Annotated in this window: 15 protein-coding genes, 1 other RNA gene and 1 other annotated feature; of the genes, 8 read left to right on the plus strand and 8 right to left on the minus strand. The window is 68.7% G+C overall.

Translation table 11 applies throughout. The features are described 5' to 3' along the window. Positions 1-10 precede the first annotated feature (10 nt). From Aeryth_RS05250 to Aeryth_RS05265, 4 genes are all read right to left on the minus strand, one after another. Positions 11-1,000, minus strand: coding sequence for an ABC transporter substrate-binding protein (locus Aeryth_RS05250; protein WP_236749824.1), 990 nt, complete (start codon positions 998-1,000; stop codon positions 11-13). Then, positions 997-1,830, minus strand: coding sequence for an ABC transporter ATP-binding protein (locus tag Aeryth_RS05255; protein WP_144433679.1), 834 nt, complete (start codon positions 1,828-1,830; stop codon positions 997-999). Before Aeryth_RS05255 ends, Aeryth_RS05250 begins: the two co-directional genes overlap by 4 nt. 82 nt (positions 1,831-1,912) lie before the next feature. Continuing rightward, positions 1,913-2,437 (minus strand): DinB family protein, encoded by a 525-nt coding sequence (locus Aeryth_RS05260; RefSeq protein WP_067855588.1) that lies wholly within the window; start codon positions 2,435-2,437, stop codon positions 1,913-1,915. A gap of 4 nt (positions 2,438-2,441) precedes the next feature. Continuing rightward, positions 2,442-2,972: a hypothetical protein gene (locus tag Aeryth_RS05265; protein ID WP_067855591.1), complete on the minus strand. Its 531-nt coding sequence runs from the start codon at positions 2,970-2,972 to the stop codon at positions 2,442-2,444. A gap of 67 nt (positions 2,973-3,039) precedes the next feature. Between Aeryth_RS05265 and ftsE the strand changes: the two genes are divergently transcribed. The 8 genes from ftsE to ssrA all read left to right on the plus strand — a co-directional run bounded on the left by ftsE (position 3,040) and on the right by ssrA (position 10,358). After that, the gene (ftsE, locus tag Aeryth_RS05270; RefSeq protein WP_067855594.1) at positions 3,040-3,729 is read left to right on the plus strand and encodes a cell division ATP-binding protein FtsE; all 690 of its coding nucleotides are present in this window, start codon (positions 3,040-3,042) and stop codon (positions 3,727-3,729) included. A 9-nt stretch (positions 3,730-3,738) separates the two neighbouring features. Then, a complete protein-coding gene (gene ftsX / locus Aeryth_RS05275; RefSeq protein WP_067855597.1) occupies positions 3,739-4,653 on the plus strand; it encodes a permease-like cell division protein FtsX in 915 nt (304 codons plus the stop codon). A gap of 155 nt (positions 4,654-4,808) precedes the next feature. Then, positions 4,809-6,083: a M23 family metallopeptidase gene (locus tag Aeryth_RS05280; protein ID WP_067855599.1), complete on the plus strand. Its 1,275-nt coding sequence runs from the start codon at positions 4,809-4,811 to the stop codon at positions 6,081-6,083. Between the two features lie 64 nt (positions 6,084-6,147). Then, entirely contained in the window at positions 6,148-6,624 is a 477-nt protein-coding gene (gene smpB / locus Aeryth_RS05285) for an SsrA-binding protein SmpB (RefSeq protein WP_067855602.1), read from the plus strand. Next, positions 6,625-7,530 carry an amidohydrolase family protein gene (locus Aeryth_RS05290; RefSeq protein ID WP_144433680.1) on the plus strand — a complete coding sequence of 302 codons (906 nt, stop codon included), beginning with the start codon at positions 6,625-6,627 and terminating at the stop codon, positions 7,528-7,530. After that, complete coding sequence (locus Aeryth_RS05295; RefSeq protein WP_067855604.1) at positions 7,527-8,903, plus strand: MFS transporter; 1,377 nt, start codon at positions 7,527-7,529, stop codon at positions 8,901-8,903. The genes Aeryth_RS05290 and Aeryth_RS05295 overlap by 4 nt, the downstream gene beginning before the upstream one ends. A gap of 75 nt (positions 8,904-8,978) precedes the next feature. Beyond that, a complete protein-coding gene (locus Aeryth_RS05300) occupies positions 8,979-9,791 on the plus strand; it encodes an endonuclease I family protein (RefSeq protein ID WP_193786278.1) in 813 nt (270 codons plus the stop codon). Positions 9,792-9,987: 196 nt separating this feature from the next. Next, positions 9,988-10,358, plus strand: a transfer-messenger RNA (tmRNA) gene (gene ssrA / locus Aeryth_RS05305). Between the two features lie 66 nt (positions 10,359-10,424). Here ssrA and Aeryth_RS05310 read toward each other — a convergent pair. The 4 genes from Aeryth_RS05310 to Aeryth_RS05330 all read right to left on the minus strand — a co-directional run bounded on the left by Aeryth_RS05310 (position 10,425) and on the right by Aeryth_RS05330 (position 14,710). Continuing rightward, on the minus strand, positions 10,425-11,267 hold the full coding sequence (locus Aeryth_RS05310) for a kinetochore Spc7 family protein (protein WP_067855607.1): 843 nt from the start codon (positions 11,265-11,267) through the stop codon (positions 10,425-10,427). A 131-nt stretch (positions 11,268-11,398) separates the two neighbouring features. After that, positions 11,399-12,636 (minus strand): IS3 family transposase gene (locus Aeryth_RS05315; RefSeq protein WP_144433681.1). Its coding sequence is split into 2 segments (ribosomal slippage): positions 11,399-12,354 and positions 12,354-12,636, totalling 1,239 coding nucleotides; the frame shifts between segments, so codons are not numbered across the junction. Next, positions 12,227-12,355, minus strand: a sequence feature (AL1L pseudoknot). (Overlaps the previous gene by 129 nt.) A 48-nt stretch (positions 12,637-12,684) precedes the next feature. Beyond that, complete coding sequence (locus Aeryth_RS05325; RefSeq protein ID WP_067855616.1) at positions 12,685-13,047, minus strand: hypothetical protein; 363 nt, start codon at positions 13,045-13,047, stop codon at positions 12,685-12,687. A gap of 58 nt (positions 13,048-13,105) precedes the next feature. Then, positions 13,106-14,710 carry an N-6 DNA methylase gene (locus Aeryth_RS05330; protein ID WP_067861379.1) on the minus strand — a complete coding sequence of 535 codons (1,605 nt, stop codon included), beginning with the start codon at positions 14,708-14,710 and terminating at the stop codon, positions 13,106-13,108. Positions 14,711-14,793: the final 83 nt, after the last annotated feature.

The following is a 14,793-nucleotide window of genomic DNA, read 5'->3' on the forward strand; positions in this document are numbered from 1 at the left end:
TGGGCGGGGGTCAGCCGGCCAGGTCCTGCACGGCGTCGAGGAACTGGTCCATCGAGGCCGGTCCGCCGAACATCCAGATGCGGTCGGGCAGACGGGTGACGTCGCCGCCCTCGACGAACGGCAGCGACGTCCAGACCGTGTTGTCCTTCAGCGTGACGCGGAAGGGGTCGGTCTCGGTGTCGTTGGAGAAGTACCAGAAGCGCACGTCGTCGGGCAGCTTCGTGAGACCCTCGACGTCGGTCTGCGCGAGGCCGTAGGCGGCGTCGGGCTCCAGCCCCTGCACGTCGGCCCACGCGTTCTTGAGGCCGAGCTCGCCCACGATGGTGCCGAGCTGCGACGTCGGCGTGTACGGGCGGACCGTCACCGAGCCACCGTTCTCGTAGGCGTCGGCGAGCGCGACGGTGGTGCCGGCGAGGTCGGAGTCGGCCACGGCCTCCTTGGTCTCGGCGAGCTTGTCGTCGAAGTCCTCGCGGAGCTTCTTGGCCTCGTCCTCGGTGCCGGTGGCCTTCGCGACGAGGTCGACGTTGGCGAACATCTGGTCGATCTGCTCGCCGGCCTTGCCGCCGGGCAGCACGATGACGGGGATCGTCTTCTCGATCTGCTTCACGGCGTCGCCGGTGAGGCCGTCGGTGACGATCAGCGCGTCGAGGTCGAGCGACGCGAGCGTGTCGAGGCTCGGCTCGCCGCGCGTGCCGATGTCGGTGACGTCCTCGGGCAGCTCCACGGCGCTGTCCCAGGTCTCGAAGCCCTTCACGTCGGCGACGCCGACCGGCTCGACGCCGAGGGAGACGAGGTACTCGGCGGCGTTCCACTCGGTCGCGGCGACGCGCTTGGCCGGACCGTCGAGGGTGATCTCCTTGCCGCGCGAGTCGGTGAGGGTGATGGTCGCGCCGGTCGACTCCGAAGAGCCGTCGGACGCCTCCTCGGTGGTGCCGCAGGCGGCGAGGGCGGTAGCGAGGATCGCAGTGGCTGCCACGAGGGGCAGGCGGATGGACGTCACGGGATCTCCTGGGGGGTGAGGGTGCGGGAGTGGTGGCGGGCGACGGCGCGGGTGCGGACGTGGCCGGTGGACGGGTCGACGTGGACGTCGACCCGGATGCCGTAGGCGGTGGTGAGCCGCTCGGCGGTGAGCACCTCGGCCGGGGGGCCGGAGGCGGCGACGCGACCGTCGACGAGCAGCACGACCTCGTCGGCGATGGCGGCGGCCTGGTCGAGGTCGTGCAGGACGATGCCGACCGCGATGCCGTGCTGGTCGGCCAGGTCACGCACGGTGTCGAGCAGCTCGACCTGGTAGCGCAGGTCGAGGAACGTGGTGGGTTCATCGAGCAGGAGCACCGGTGTGTCCTGGGCGAGGCAGCTGGCGAGCCAGACGCGCTGCAGCTGTCCGCCGGAGAGGGTGTCGACGGCGCGGTCGGCGAGCTCGTCGACGCCGCACAGGGCCATCACGCGCTCCACGACGGCGGGTCCGTCGGGGTCGCCCGCACCCCAGCGTCCGCGGTGCGGGTGCCGGCCGTACTCGACGACCTCGCGCACCGACACGCCGCCGGGCACGCTGCGCGACTGGGACAGCAGCGTCAGTCGCTGCGCCACCTCGCGGCCGGAGAGGTCGGCGAGGCGGGTGCCGTCACCGAGCTCGACATGACCCGCTGCGGGGGTGTGCAGATGTGCCAGGGAACGCAGCAGCGTCGACTTGCCGGACCCGTTCGGGCCGATCAGGGCGGTGACGCACCCGGCGCGCAACGTCACGTCGACGCCGTGCACCACCGTCGCGCGTCGGTACCCGGCGACGACGCCGGTGCCGCGCAGCTGCGGGGCGGAGGGATCGACCATGGCGATCAAGGTAAGGCATACCTACCTTCTCGTCCCCCGGCGGGTGCGTCGTGACGCCCCGCGGTCCAGGAGGTCTCGCGCCTCAGGCGGATCGTTCGGCGGCCTCGCGTGCCGTACGGTCGACGCGCGCCACGTGATGGTGCCAGGTGACGTCGTCGGGCAGGTTCGTGGCGTCGGGCCGCAGCCCGGCCAGACCGTCGAGGCGCTCGCGGAGCACGTCGGCGTGACCGGCGTGTCGGTGCGCCTCGGCGACCATGTGCACCAGCACGCGCCGCAGCGTCACCACGTCGCGCGGGGCGGTCCACCATGGCACGACCCCGGTCGCGTCGAGGTCGAGCGCGTCGATCGTCGCGTCGGCGTGCGCCCACGCGCGGTCCACGTAGCCGAGCGCCTCCGCGAGGCTGACCTCGGCCGGCACCACGAAGTCGGCGTGGGGGTCGGCGTCGACGTCGGGCGTCGGCTCGGGGAACGGACGGTCGAACACCACCCCGAAGTACTCGCACGCGCACACGGCTGTGTGGTGCACCAGCCCGAGCAGGCTCAGGCCGGTGGGTGTGAGGCTGCGGCGGGCGTCGAGCTCGTCGAGACCCTCCACCTTCCAGCGCAGCGCGTCAGTCGGGTCGAGTCTTGCTGCGACGTCGGTTCAGGCCGGGCACCTTCTCGAGCATGCCCGCGAGGTCCGTCGCGGTGTCGAGGAGCGCGTGGATGTCGGGTCCGACGTTCTTCATGTCCTCCAGGATCGGGACGATGTCGGTCTCGAGCTTCTCCACGAGCATCGGCAGGTGGTCGATGAGGCCCACCAGCGCCTCGATCTCGTCGGGCGACGTGGTCTCGGAGATGCGCTGCAGCGTGGGGGCCAGCCGCTCGATCGACGGACCGAGGTCGTCGAGGATCGGTCCGAACGTGTCGAGCAGGCCCTGCGCCCGCGCGAGGGTCGGCTCGACGCTGGCCACCGTGCCCGCGGTGCGCACGACGACGGCGTCCGCCGCCTTGCGGGTGGCGTCGATGTCGTCGACCAGCCGGTGCGCGCGGCGCACCAGGTCCTCGGCCGAGTCGAGCAGTCCCACGGCCCGCGGCAGCAGCGAGGCGGCCGCCTCGACCAGGTCCGGCAGACGGCGCGGGTCGGGCAGGCGGGGGAGCATGCCGTCACGCTACCGAGCGCGGGCGAGTCTGCACGGGGACGTGGACCCGCGTGCCTAGACTCGTCGGGTGATTCGCTTCGACAAGGTCACCAAGACCTACCCGGGCCAGAAGCGTCCTGCGCTGGACGCCGTCGACCTGGAGATCGAGAAGGGGGAGTTCGTCTTCCTCGTCGGATCCTCGGGGTCGGGCAAGTCGACGTTCCTGCGTCTCGTCCTGCGCGAGGCGCGGCCGACGTCAGGGCGCGTGCACGTGGCCGGCAAGGAGATCAACAAGCTCTCGTCCTGGAAGGTGCCGAAGCTGCGCCGCCAGGTGGGCACGGTCTTCCAGGACTTCCGCCTCCTGCCCAACAAGACCGTCCACGAGAACGTCGCGTTCGCGCTGCAGGTCATCGGCCGCTCGCGCTCCGAGATCGACCAGCTGGTGCCCGAGACGCTCGAGATGGTGGGGCTGGAGGGCAAGGGCCACCGCATGCCCGACGAGCTGTCCGGCGGCGAGCAGCAGCGCGTCGCCATCGCCCGCGCGTTCGTCAACCGGCCGATGATCCTCATCGCCGACGAGCCCACCGGCAACCTCGACCCCACCACCAGCGTCGGCATCATGAAGCTGCTCGACCGCATCAACCGCACCGACACCACCGTCGTCATGGCCACCCACGACTCCTCGATCGTCGACCAGATGCGCAAGCGCGTCATCGAGCTCGACGAGGGGCGCGTCGTGCGCGACGAGGCCCGCGGCATCTACGGCTACCAGTCCTGAGGCGATCCTGTGCGCACCATCCTGAGCGAGCTCCGCGCGAGCCTGTCCCGCAACACGTCCATGACCATCTCGTTGGTCGTCACGATGACCGTCTCGCTGCTGCTGGCGGCGCTCGGCCTGCTGCTGCAGAGCCAGGCCGACCGCACCGAGCAGTTCTACGGCGACCGGCTGCAGGTGCAGGTCAACCTGTGCACCGACAACTCCACGGCGCCCACGTGCGTCGGCGGTGCCGCGACGAAGGACCAGACCGCAGCCGTCCGTGAGGCGCTGTCGACGAACCCCGAGGTCAAGTCCTACGACGTCCGCAGCCCGCAGGAGAACTACGACAAGGCCCGTGAGCTGCTCGGCCAGACCGACTCCGGCAAGGCCCAGCTCGACACCGTCGAGCCGTCGGACTTCCCCGAGTCCTACTTCGTCACCCTGAAGGATCCGCAGCAGTTCGACGGTCTCGTCAGCCAGGTCTCGGGCATGGACGGCGTCGGCAACGTGCAGTCGCTGAAGAAGCTGCTCGGACCGCTGTTCGAGATCCTCGACAAGATGCGGTGGGCCGCGCTGGCCACGTCGCTGCTGCTCATCGTCGCGGCGATCCTGCAGGTGTCGAACACCATCCGCATGACGGCCTACGCCCGGCGTCGCGAGATCGGCATCATGCGTCTGGTCGGCGCCTCCAGCTGGCACATCCAGCTGCCGTTCGTGCTCGAGTCGCTGCTCGCGGCGCTGGTGTCGGCGGCATTGGCGGCAGGAGGCCTGGCCGCGTTCATGTCGTTCGTCGTCTACGGCTACCTGCGCACGCAGCTGGGGGAGCTGACCACCTGGATTAGGTGGCAGGAGGCGGCTGCCGTCATGGGCTACACGACCGTCCTCGCCATGCTCCTCGCGCTCGTCCCGACACTCGTGATGACCCGCAAGTACCTTGACGTGTGACCGTGATGGCTTAGAGTCACACCAGTAACACCTGCACCACCCGCCTCGCGGCGGGTCGCCTCGCAGTTCTCCTTCCCCAAGGCCGAGGTCCCATGTCCCACCGCACGTCGTCCCGTCCGCATCGAACCGCCACGCGTCGTCACGCGGGGCGGGGCGTGCTCGCGCTCCTCGCGACCTGCGCGCTCGTGGTCGGGCTGACCAACCCGGTCCTGGCCGACAAGAAGGACGACCTCCAGCGTCAGCGCCAGGGGGTCAACGGCAAGATCGACGGCGCCCAGAAGTCGCTCGACTCCTCCAGCGCCGCCTACGCGAAGGCCGCGAAGGCGCTCGACGCCGCGCAGGCCAAGCTCTCGTCGGCGCGTGCGACGCTCGGCAGAACCCGCGGCCAGCTGGCCGTGTCGCAGGCCGAGGACGCCCGCATGCAGGCCGAGCTCGACCGCAGCCAGGCCGCCCTCGACAAGGCCGTCGCCGACCTGAAGAAGGGGGAGCGGCGGCTCAAGGCGTCCGAGGACGAGGTGAAGGCGTTCACCGTCCAGACCGTGCAGGAGGGCGACCGCGGGATGAAGGCGTTCGGTGAGCTGCTCGGCGGCGAGAGCCCCTCGACGTTCACCGACCGGATGAGCCTCAACGCCTCCGTCGGCGACGCGCAGGTCTCGCGCATGCAGAAGCTCGCGGCCGCCAAGGTCATCCTGCGCCTCAACCGCGACAAGGTCGAGAAGCTGCGCGACCAGGTCGCCGTGGCCCGCCAGGCCGCCGCCGCCAACCTGCAGAAGATGACCGAGCTCGAGGCCGCCGCCGAGGCGCAGACCGCCGAGGTCGGCAAGCTCGTCGACGCCCGCGCCGACGCCAGCGGCAAGGCGCGCGCCGCGAAGGTCGAGGACGAGCGTCTGCTCGCCGCCTACGAGGCCGAGCGGAACCGCCTCAACAACGAGCTCGCCGAGCTCGCCCGTCGCGAGCTGGAGCGCCAGCGCGCCCGCGAGCGCGCCGGTCGTGGGGGCAGCGGCAACAACGGCGGCCTCTCCGGCGGCGACGACAACGGTGCGCTGTCCTACCCCGTCAACGGCCCGATCACGTCGCCCTACGGCATGCGCGTGCACCCCGTCACCGGCGTGTACAAGCTGCACGACGGCACCGACTTCGGCGTCGGCTGCGGTACCCCGATCCACGCCGCCGCGAGCGGCACGATCATCCAGCAGTACTACAACGCTGGCTACGGCAACCGCGTCATCCTCGCGAACGGGATCAAGCGCGGCCAGAGCATCGTGACGACGTACAACCACCTGTCCGGGTTCGCCCGCAGCGCCGGCGCCCGGGTCTCGCGCGGCGAGGTGATCGGCTACGTCGGCAGCACGGGCTACTCCACCGGCTGCCACCTGCACTTCATGGTCATCGCCAACGGCGTCACCGTGAACCCGATGGGCTGGCTCTGACGAGACGGCCGCGACCGGCCGGTCCGGCCCGGGCCCGCGTGGCTCGACGCACTAGGATGGATCGGTGGCCAAGGAGACCGGGCGCAAGCTCATCGCGCAGAACAAGAAGGCGCGCCACGACTACCACATCGAGGACACCTACGAGGCCGGCCTGGTCCTCACGGGCACCGAGGTGAAGTCGTTGCGTGCCGGTCGGGCGTCCCTGGTCGACGGCTTCGGCGAGATCGCGAACGGCGAGGCCTGGCTGATTCAGGTGCACATCCCCGAGTACAGCCAGGGCACGTGGACGAACCACGAGACGCGGCGGCGTCGCAAGATGCTGCTGAACCGCCAGGAGATCGACAAGATCGAGCAGCGCATCCAGGCCAAGGGCCTGACGATCGTGCCGCTCGCGCTGTACTTCAAGGACGGTCGCGCGAAGGTCGAGATCGCGCTCGCCCGCGGCAAGAAGCAGTACGACAAGCGGCACGCCATCGCCGAGCGCCAGGCCAAGGCCGACGCGCAGCGCGAGATCGGTCGCAAGATCAAGGGCATCCGCTAGATGACCTCGGCGGACGCCGACCGCCCCGGGCTGGCCGACGCCGACCTGCCGTCGCTCACGGCGTCGCTCGACCTTCCCGGACTGTTCGACGTGCACGTGCACTTCATGCACCCGAAGGTGCTGGCGAAGGTCTGGACCTACTTCGACTCCGCTGGCCCGCTGCTGGGCCGTCCCTGGCCGATCACGTACCGCGGCAGCGACGAAGAACGCGTCGCGCACCTGCGCGACATGGGCGTCCGGCACTTCTCGGCGCTCTCGTACGCCCACCGCCCTGGCGTCGCGACGTTCATGAACGACTGGACGCTCGACTTCGCCCGACGCGTGCCCGAGGCGCTGCGCTCGGCGACGTTCTACCCCGAGCCGGAGGCCGCGACCTACGTGCCGGCGCTGGTGGCGTCGGGGGTTGAGGTGTTCAAGGCGCACCTGCAGGTGGGCGACTTCGCTGCCGACGACCCGCTGCTCGACCCGGTGTGGGGCACGCTCGCCGAGAGCGGCACGCCTGTCGTGCTGCACGCCGGGTCGGGTCCGGCGCCCGGCACGCACACTGGTCCGGACGGCGTCGCGCGTGTGCTCGAGCGCTTCCCGGGGCTGCGGATCGTGGTCGCCCACCTCGGGATGCCGGAGTACGAGGCGTTCCTCGACCTCGCCGACCGCTTCGCCGAGGTCCGCCTCGACACCACCATGGTGCTCGTCGACTTCTGGGAGGGCTCGCACGAGCTCGCGACGGCGCTACGACCCCGTCTGGCAGACCTCGGCGACCGCGTGCTGTTCGGCACCGACTACCCGAACATCCCCTACGCCTACGCGCACCAGGTGGAGGTGCTGCAGCGGCTCGACCTCGGCGACGACTGGCTGCGCCGGGTGCTGTGGCACAACGGGGCCGCGCTGTTCGGGCGGGAGTCGTGAGGCTCGACTCCGCGGCGGGTCGCTGGCTCGTGGCGGCGATGGTGCTGGGCACGGGCATGGCGTTCCTCGACGGGTCGATCGTCACCCTGGCGCTGCCGGCGGTCGACGACGACCTGCAGGCCGGTGTCGCCGGGCTGCAGTGGACCGTCAACGCCTACACGCTCGCGCTCGCCGCGCTCATCCTCGTGGGCGGGTCCCTGGGCGACCGCTACGGCCGACGACGGATGTTCGTGATCGGGGTCGTCTGGTTCGGCACGGCGTCGGTGCTCTGCGCGGTGGCCCCCACGATCGAGGTCCTGGTGGCGGCGCGCGGGTTGCAGGGGGTCGGGGGAGCGCTGCTGACGCCGGGGAGCCTGGCGATCATCTCGGCGTCGATCCGTCCGGAGGACCGCGGTCGGGCGATCGGGCTGTGGTCGGGCCTGGCGGGCGTCACGACCGCGCTGGGCCCGCTCGTCGGCGGCACGCTCGTCGACGCGGTCGGCTGGCGCTCGGTGTTCTGGATCAACGTGCCGCTCGCCGTGGCGGTGGTGTGGGTGACGGTGCGGCACGTGCCGGAGTCACGGGGCGCGCAGACCCGGCTCGACGTCGAGGGGGCTGCACTCACCGTGGGCACGCTCGCGTTCCTCACCTACGGGCTGGTCGAGCAGACCTGGTGGCCGGCGCTGTTCGGCGTGGTGCTGCTCGTGGCGTTCGTCGTGCACCAGGCGCGCTCGCCGCACGCGCTCGTCCCGCTGTCGCTGTTCGCCGACCGGGTCTTCACGGCCGCCAACATCTGCACGTTCGCGATCTACGCGGCGTTGAGCGGCACGATGTTCCTGCTGGTGCTGCAGCTGCAGTACGTGGCCGGCTACACGCCGCTCGAGGCGGGTCTCGCGACGCTGCCGCTGACGGTGCTCATGCTGCTGCTGTCGTCGCGGGCAGGCGCGCTCGGCCAGCGGCTCGGACCGCGGATCCCGATGACCGTCGGGCCGCTCGTGTCGGCGGCCGGGCTGCTGCTGCTCCTGCGGGTCGGCGCCGACGCGAGCTTCTGGGTCGACGTGCTGCCGGGCGCGACGCTGCTGGGTCTGGGGATCACGCTCCTCGTGGCGCCGCTGACGACCGCCGTCCTCGCAGCGGCACCGGACGAGCAGGCCGGGATCGCGTCGGGCATCAACAACGCGGTCTCGCGCACGGCCGGCCTGCTCGCGGTGGCGGCGATCCCGCCGCTGGCCGGCATCGCCGGCGCCGACTTCGCGTCGCCGGACGTGTTCGGGCCGGGGTTCCGGACCGGCACGCTGATGTGCGTCGGGCTGCTGGTCGTCGCGGCGGCGTGTGCGGCCGCCCTCGTGCACGGACGCTCGGCCGACCCGGAGCAGGCCCCGGCCACGCCGTGACGGCTTGTGTGACCATCCGGTGAACTCCGGCGCGCCCTCTGGCGCGTCGTGTCGCCGATGGTGTGGGGTGTGCCCATGAACCGACTCGGGGGAGCCGGACGGGGGTGCGCGGCCACGAGCCGGCGCACGACCCGGTACGCCGGCCTGACCATCATGCTCACGCTCGTCCTGACCGTGGTGCCGCGCGCCGCGGACGCCGCACCGCGGGACGGCTACTACGACAGCGCCCAGGGGCTCAGCGGGGAGGCGTTGAAGGACGAGCTGCACGACATCATCTCGGTGCAGCGGACGATCTCCTACTCCGCCGTCTGGGAGGCGCTCAAGGTGACCGACCAGGACCCGAACAACAGCAGCAACGTGCGGCTGTTCTACTCGCAGGTCTCGCGCGCGAAGTCCGCGAACGGCGGCAACACCGGCCAGTGGAACCGCGAGCACGTGTGGCCGCAGTCGCACGGCAACTTCGGCACCTCCGCCGGGCCGGGCACCGACCTGCACCACCTGCGACCGGAGGACGTGCAGGTCAACGGCACGCGCAGCAACAAGGACTTCGACACCGGCGGGTCGACGGTGAGCAACTGCTCGTCCTGCCTGACCGACGGTGACTCCTTCGAGCCGCCGAACGCGGTGAAGGGCGACGTCGCGCGGATGGTCATGTACATGGCGGTGCGCTACGAGGGCGGCGACGGCTTCGCCGACCTGGAGGCCAACAACCAGGTCAACGGCAGCACGCCGTACCTGGGGAAGATCTCGGTGCTGCTGCAGTGGCACGCGCAGGACCCGCCGTCGGCGGCCGAGCAGCGTCGCAACGACATCATCGACTCCCAGTACCAGGGCAACCGCAACCCGTTCATCGACCACCCGGAGTGGGCGCAGTCGGTGTTCGGCTGACCGTCCCGCCCTCCATCGGTGGCTGGGCAACCTCAGCGCCGCTGGGACGGCGTGTCGGTGGCTGGGCATCCTGAGCGGCGCTGCTGCGGGTGCCTGGCCACCGACGTCGGGCGTCGGGAATCTTCGACGGGGGCCGTGGGTTGTACAGTGGTGAGACGCCGTGCCCGCGAGGGTGGGCGTGGTTGACAACTCAAGAGGGGCTGATCGGTTTCGACTTTGGTCGTTCGACTCAGGAGAAGCGGGTAGAGAACGCGACGTCATCTCTTTAACGTTCGTCGCAACCCATAAGTGCCGATTCCAAGCGCACTGACTTCGCTCTCGCTGCCTGACAGCGACTGGTGAAGGGCAGACCCGGGAGCGTCCCCGTCCCGGATCGTCTGTCTCATCTAGGGGACTTGCTGGCCGCGTAGCGTCACGTGACGCGGTCGGGACTTTTTCGTGACTGAGCCTGTCGGTGACGTGTTCGTCCGAGCACCGGGGCTGAGAAAAGCGACATGACGCACTGCACCCGGAGAAGTCCTGACTCAGCGCCAGAGGACCCGGGTTCGATTCCCGGCAGCTCCACCCATGCACGAGGACCCCATACCTTCTAGTGAAGGTGCGGGGTCCTCGTCGTCTGTGCGGGGTCCTCGTTCATGGGTGAATTAGACACTGTGAATCGAGTGGGCCCCACCCTGTGCCGCGGAGCGGCTGTCGGAGGGATCCCGGCAGCTCCACCAGAAGGTGAGTCTTCGAACCCCCGGCCATTTTTTGGCCGGGGGTTTCGTCGTCTTCGGGTGCGTGGCGGGTTGGGCGGTCCAGGATCGCCTGAACCGAGGTGGTGTCGGGCTGGACGGCCCCCTCGACGTCTCGAAGGAGTTCAAGAGCTGCTGTGCCCTGCGTCCTGATGACGGTCGAGGTTTCGTCGACGAAGGCGGTATCGAGGAGGGACTGGTTGATCCTCTGCCTGGCGTCGTTTGTCGCCCAGCGATAGAAGTCCTGCAGGCTCGTCATGGAATCGATGAGGTCGGTGAGCGCAGCCAGGCCGGAGCCGAGTTCAGTCCGGTTGTTGGCGAGTCGTTCTGCGACAGCGGCGCTCCGACGTGTGATGGTGCTGAGTCGTTCACGAATCTTCTCTCGCGGGAAGTCCCCGTCGCTCAGGACGTCGAGGAGGCGGTTCTCTTGCTCGTCGAGCTTGGCCAGCTCCCTCCTAAGCTCGGCGGCGAGGTCATGTATGAGCTGCAGCTCGTTGGTGATTGCTTGCTGGAAGGCGGTGTTGAGCTGGTCGGCGTGTGCTGGGGTCAGGCTGAGCGTCGAGTAGTGGTCCTCGATCTTCCGCTCGAGGGTCTCTGCGCGCAGGTGCGGCAGGTTGCAGCCATCGAGTTGGCGGCCACGGCATACGTAGAAGGGGTAGAGGTTTCCATTCCGTCCTTTGGCTTCGGTGTAGATGAGCCGACGTGTGCGGCCCGCGTCGTGGCAGCGCGAGCAGAAGAGCAACCCTTTGAGGTAGTGATGGTGCTCTTGGTGATGAACACCCCGATTCGAGTGGGCCTCGAGAACGTCTTGGACACCGTCGAAGAGTTGTTGATTGAACCGCCCCGGAGTTTCCGGAGGCCTTGTTTGTTGGCTCAGCCGGTTGGCGTGAGCTCGTTTCTTGCAGCGTAGTGAAGTTCTTCGGCGGCGACGGGCGTGAGGTCGTCCAGGGCTTCGTGGGGGCGCTCGTGGTTGAACCAGGTGACCCAGTTGAGGGTCTCGAGCTCGACGTGCTCGACGCCGCGCCAGGGGCCTTCGGTGCGGATGACCTCCGTCTTGAACAGGCCGATCTGGGACTCGGCCAGGGCGTTGTCGTAGGCGTCTCCGACGGAGCCGACTGAGGCGTCGACGCCGGCCTCGATGAGGCGTTCGGTGAAGGCGAAGCTGACGTATTGAGAGCCTGCGTCGGTGTGATGGACCAGGCCGGCGAGGTCTGTCACGCCCTCGACCGAGCGGGTCCAGATCGCGTGCTCGAGGGTGTCGAGCACGAGGTCGGTCGTCATCTGGGTCGCTGCCCGCCAGCCCACGATGCGCCGGGAGAAGACGTCGAAGATGAAGGCGACGTAGACCATCCCGGACCAGGTCGCGACGTAGGTGAAGTCAGCGACCCACAGTTGGTCCGGGCGCGAGGCCCAGAACTGGCGGTCGACTAGATCGTTCGGGCGATCGGTCCCGTCACCGGCGGCGACGCGGAACTTCTTGCGCCTGCGGGCGCCTTCCCAGCCCTGCTCGCGGAAGAGTCGCTCGATCGTGCATCGGGCGACGTCGTGTCTCTGCCGGCGCAGGTGGAGCCACATCTTGCGAGCACCGAACCTGCGCGTCAGCTTCTGCCGCTCGTGCTCGGCCTCGATCAACGCGACGATCTGCCCATCGCGTTCAGCGCGTTTGGACGGGCGCCGATTCCGGGCCTCGGAGTAGGTGCTCGGAGCGATCTTGACGCCAGCGTCGCTCAGGACGCGGCAGATCGGCTCGACCCCGAACTCCTGCTGGTGGGTCTGGATGTAGTCGATCAGGACCGGTAGGGGCGGTCGAGCTCCGCCGTGAAGAAAGCCGACGCGCTCTTCAGGATCTCGTTCGCCCTGCGCAACTCCGCGACTTTCTTCTTCAATGCCCTGATCTCGGCGATCTCCTCGCTGGTCTTGCCTGCCCCGATGCCGCCGTCGATCTCAGCCTGACGCAGCCACTTGCGCAGCGACTCCGTCGAGGTGATGCCCAGCTTGGACGCCACCGACCTGATCGCGGCCGACTCGTGCGGGTAGTCCTGCCTGCACTCGATCACCATCCGCACCGCGCGCTCACGCAGCTCGGTCGGGTACTCGCTCGGTCGTGCCATGAGAGTGATCCTTCCAACGAATCAGCTCTCCGGACATCCCGGGGCGGTTCAGACGGACGGGATCTCGTAGCCGCCACCCGGGAACAACTCAGCCGCTGATTCGAGCATGAGGTCCGCAAGCCGCAGCTCCGCGATGAGCTGCGGCGAAAAATCGACTCTCTGGTTGACGAAGGTGCGGTTGTCGCTACCGCGTCGCAGCACCTCCGGCTCATCGATGAGCAACGACGACCACGGATGCGAGAACACTTTGTCCAGTTTCAGAAGGTCTGCAAAGTCAATCTCCTGATCGGAGGCGACGAGGTCATGTGGCCGCACGACGGTGGTAACTCGCTGCAAGACGGTGTCGGGCATCATGTTCCGATTCGCGAGCAGGCTCGCAAACCTGGCAGCGCTGATCCGGACACTGGGCATGTGACTGAATCTAGAGGCATCCTCCGACGACGACGGGAACAATTGTGGTGCCGCCGGACTACTTCCGCCTGGAACGCCCTGTGCGGCGGTCACGCAGTTTCATCCAGGCGCCGCGGAGGGTGAGGACGTCGTCCTCCGTGAAGCCGAGGGTTTCCATCAGAACCACGCGGTCAACGAGGTCAAGCGCGTCCTCGACGCGACGCTCACGCACCAGTTCATCCACTTTGCGATGGAGAGTGCCGGGTACCAGAGCTGGGTCGGGCATCGGGAGGTGGCCGGCCTCGCTTGGCTCAAGTTCGAGGATTCCCCCGCCGTAACTGCGACCAAGGATCTCAGCTAGCGCGAACGTCACCGAGTTGAAGGCGCCCGCGGCGAGTCGCTCCATATCCACGCCGGGCTCCACTCGCACCCGGTGGACAGTGTCTGTGCTGGTCGCCCCTGCCGAGTTGGACATGAGCCTGGGGTGTGTGCTGATCTGACGCAACATGAAGCCATCCGGCACCCAGGTCGAGGGCACCTCCCACCAATTGCGCCGGATGCGGCACTTGTAGCCGTCAGGGACACCGTCAGCCTCACCCTCGGACAGGTAACTGGCGAGAGCCTTCTTGCGCCGTGGGTCGACGTCTGACGACACTGCCAACAGCCGAGTTCGAGCCTCCGTGACCTCTTGCTTCTCAAGGTCATCTGGGGTGAAGCTCAGGGCCGGCACCTGCATGCTCCGTGACACGAGCGGCATGGTGAATGGCGTGAGTTTCCTGTCGCGAGCCTCGCTGGCCGTGAGACAGAAGAAGGAGTTGCGACCCGTCACGACGCCGACGTCGACTCCTGCAAAGCGCTCCATCGGAAGCAGCCGACCGTCGGTGCGGACCTTTCGTAGGAGCGCGATGGTGTCCGTATCGAGGTAGTACTTGGTCCACTTCTCCGATTCATGTAGACGCGCCCGGGCAGCCGGGGCATCAGCCGAGTGAAACGCATCGAGGTGCGAAGCGTTGGAAACCTCAACGGTACGGATCTCGGCCGGTCCTTGGCCGCGCTCGGCGAGCAGCAGGACGACCTCCTGCAGGATGCCCGGAAAGACGAGTCGCTGGAACGAGACGATGGTCACCGACGAGCAGTTGTCCACCAGATATGAGCGGAGTGCAGCCGCGTAGCCAACCTGGAGTAATTCAGCCGGAAGTACGAGTGCCACGCGACCACCAGGACGCACCGCCAGCACTGACGCTACGACGAACGGGACCCAGGCGTTGGTCAGCTTCGTCGGACGCATCCCTTGTTGACGCATCAGGTCGAGAGCAGGCTCACGCGACGCCTCGTCCCATGATCCGAATCGGATGTATGGCGGGTTCCCGGCCACCGCATCGAAGGTGCCCTGTTGCTTGGGAGTGAACCAGCCGAAGAAGTCCGAAACCCGCACCTTCACGCCCGACCGCTTCGATGCCTTGGCGGCCTCTACCCGAAGCAGTTCGACAGCGGTCAGAGCATCTGACGACACCACGGAGGCCAGCTCCTGCAGGATGGCTCCGTCCCCACACGACGGCTCCAGAATCCGCGGCCCGGCCTGTGCAGCCCACTCGGCAACGAATCGGGCAATGGGCTGCGGGGTGTAGTAGCCGCCTCGAAGTTTGTCGCCCTCGGGGGCCGCCTTCGCTGCAAACTTCGCCATGCGGCCCATCTTCGCTCACGGGACCGACAAGAGCGAACAACGGGGCCGCATGGCGCGCCCGGGAAAGAACTGTCGGTCACCAA

It is taken from the genome of Aeromicrobium erythreum (assembly GCF_001509405.1).
Classification (GTDB): Bacteria; Actinomycetota; Actinomycetes; order Propionibacteriales; family Nocardioidaceae; genus Aeromicrobium; species Aeromicrobium erythreum.

Coding starts and splice junctions, on each gene's coding strand:
- Aeryth_RS05325 (WP_067855616.1), bottom strand. CDS start 13,047: ATGCCCAGTGTCCGGATCAGCGCTGCCAGGTTTGCGAGCCTGCTCGCG.
- Aeryth_RS05265 (WP_067855591.1), bottom strand. CDS start 2,972: ATGCTCCCCCGCCTGCCCGACCCGCGCCGTCTGCCGGACCTGGTCGAG.
- Aeryth_RS05290 (WP_144433680.1), top strand. CDS start 6,625: ATGACCTCGGCGGACGCCGACCGCCCCGGGCTGGCCGACGCCGACCTG.
- Aeryth_RS05330 (WP_067861379.1), bottom strand. CDS start 14,710: ATGGCGAAGTTTGCAGCGAAGGCGGCCCCCGAGGGCGACAAACTTCGA.
- Aeryth_RS05300 (WP_193786278.1), top strand. CDS start 8,979: ATGAACCGACTCGGGGGAGCCGGACGGGGGTGCGCGGCCACGAGCCGG.
- Aeryth_RS05255 (WP_144433679.1), bottom strand. CDS start 1,830: ATGGTCGATCCCTCCGCCCCGCAGCTGCGCGGCACCGGCGTCGTCGCC.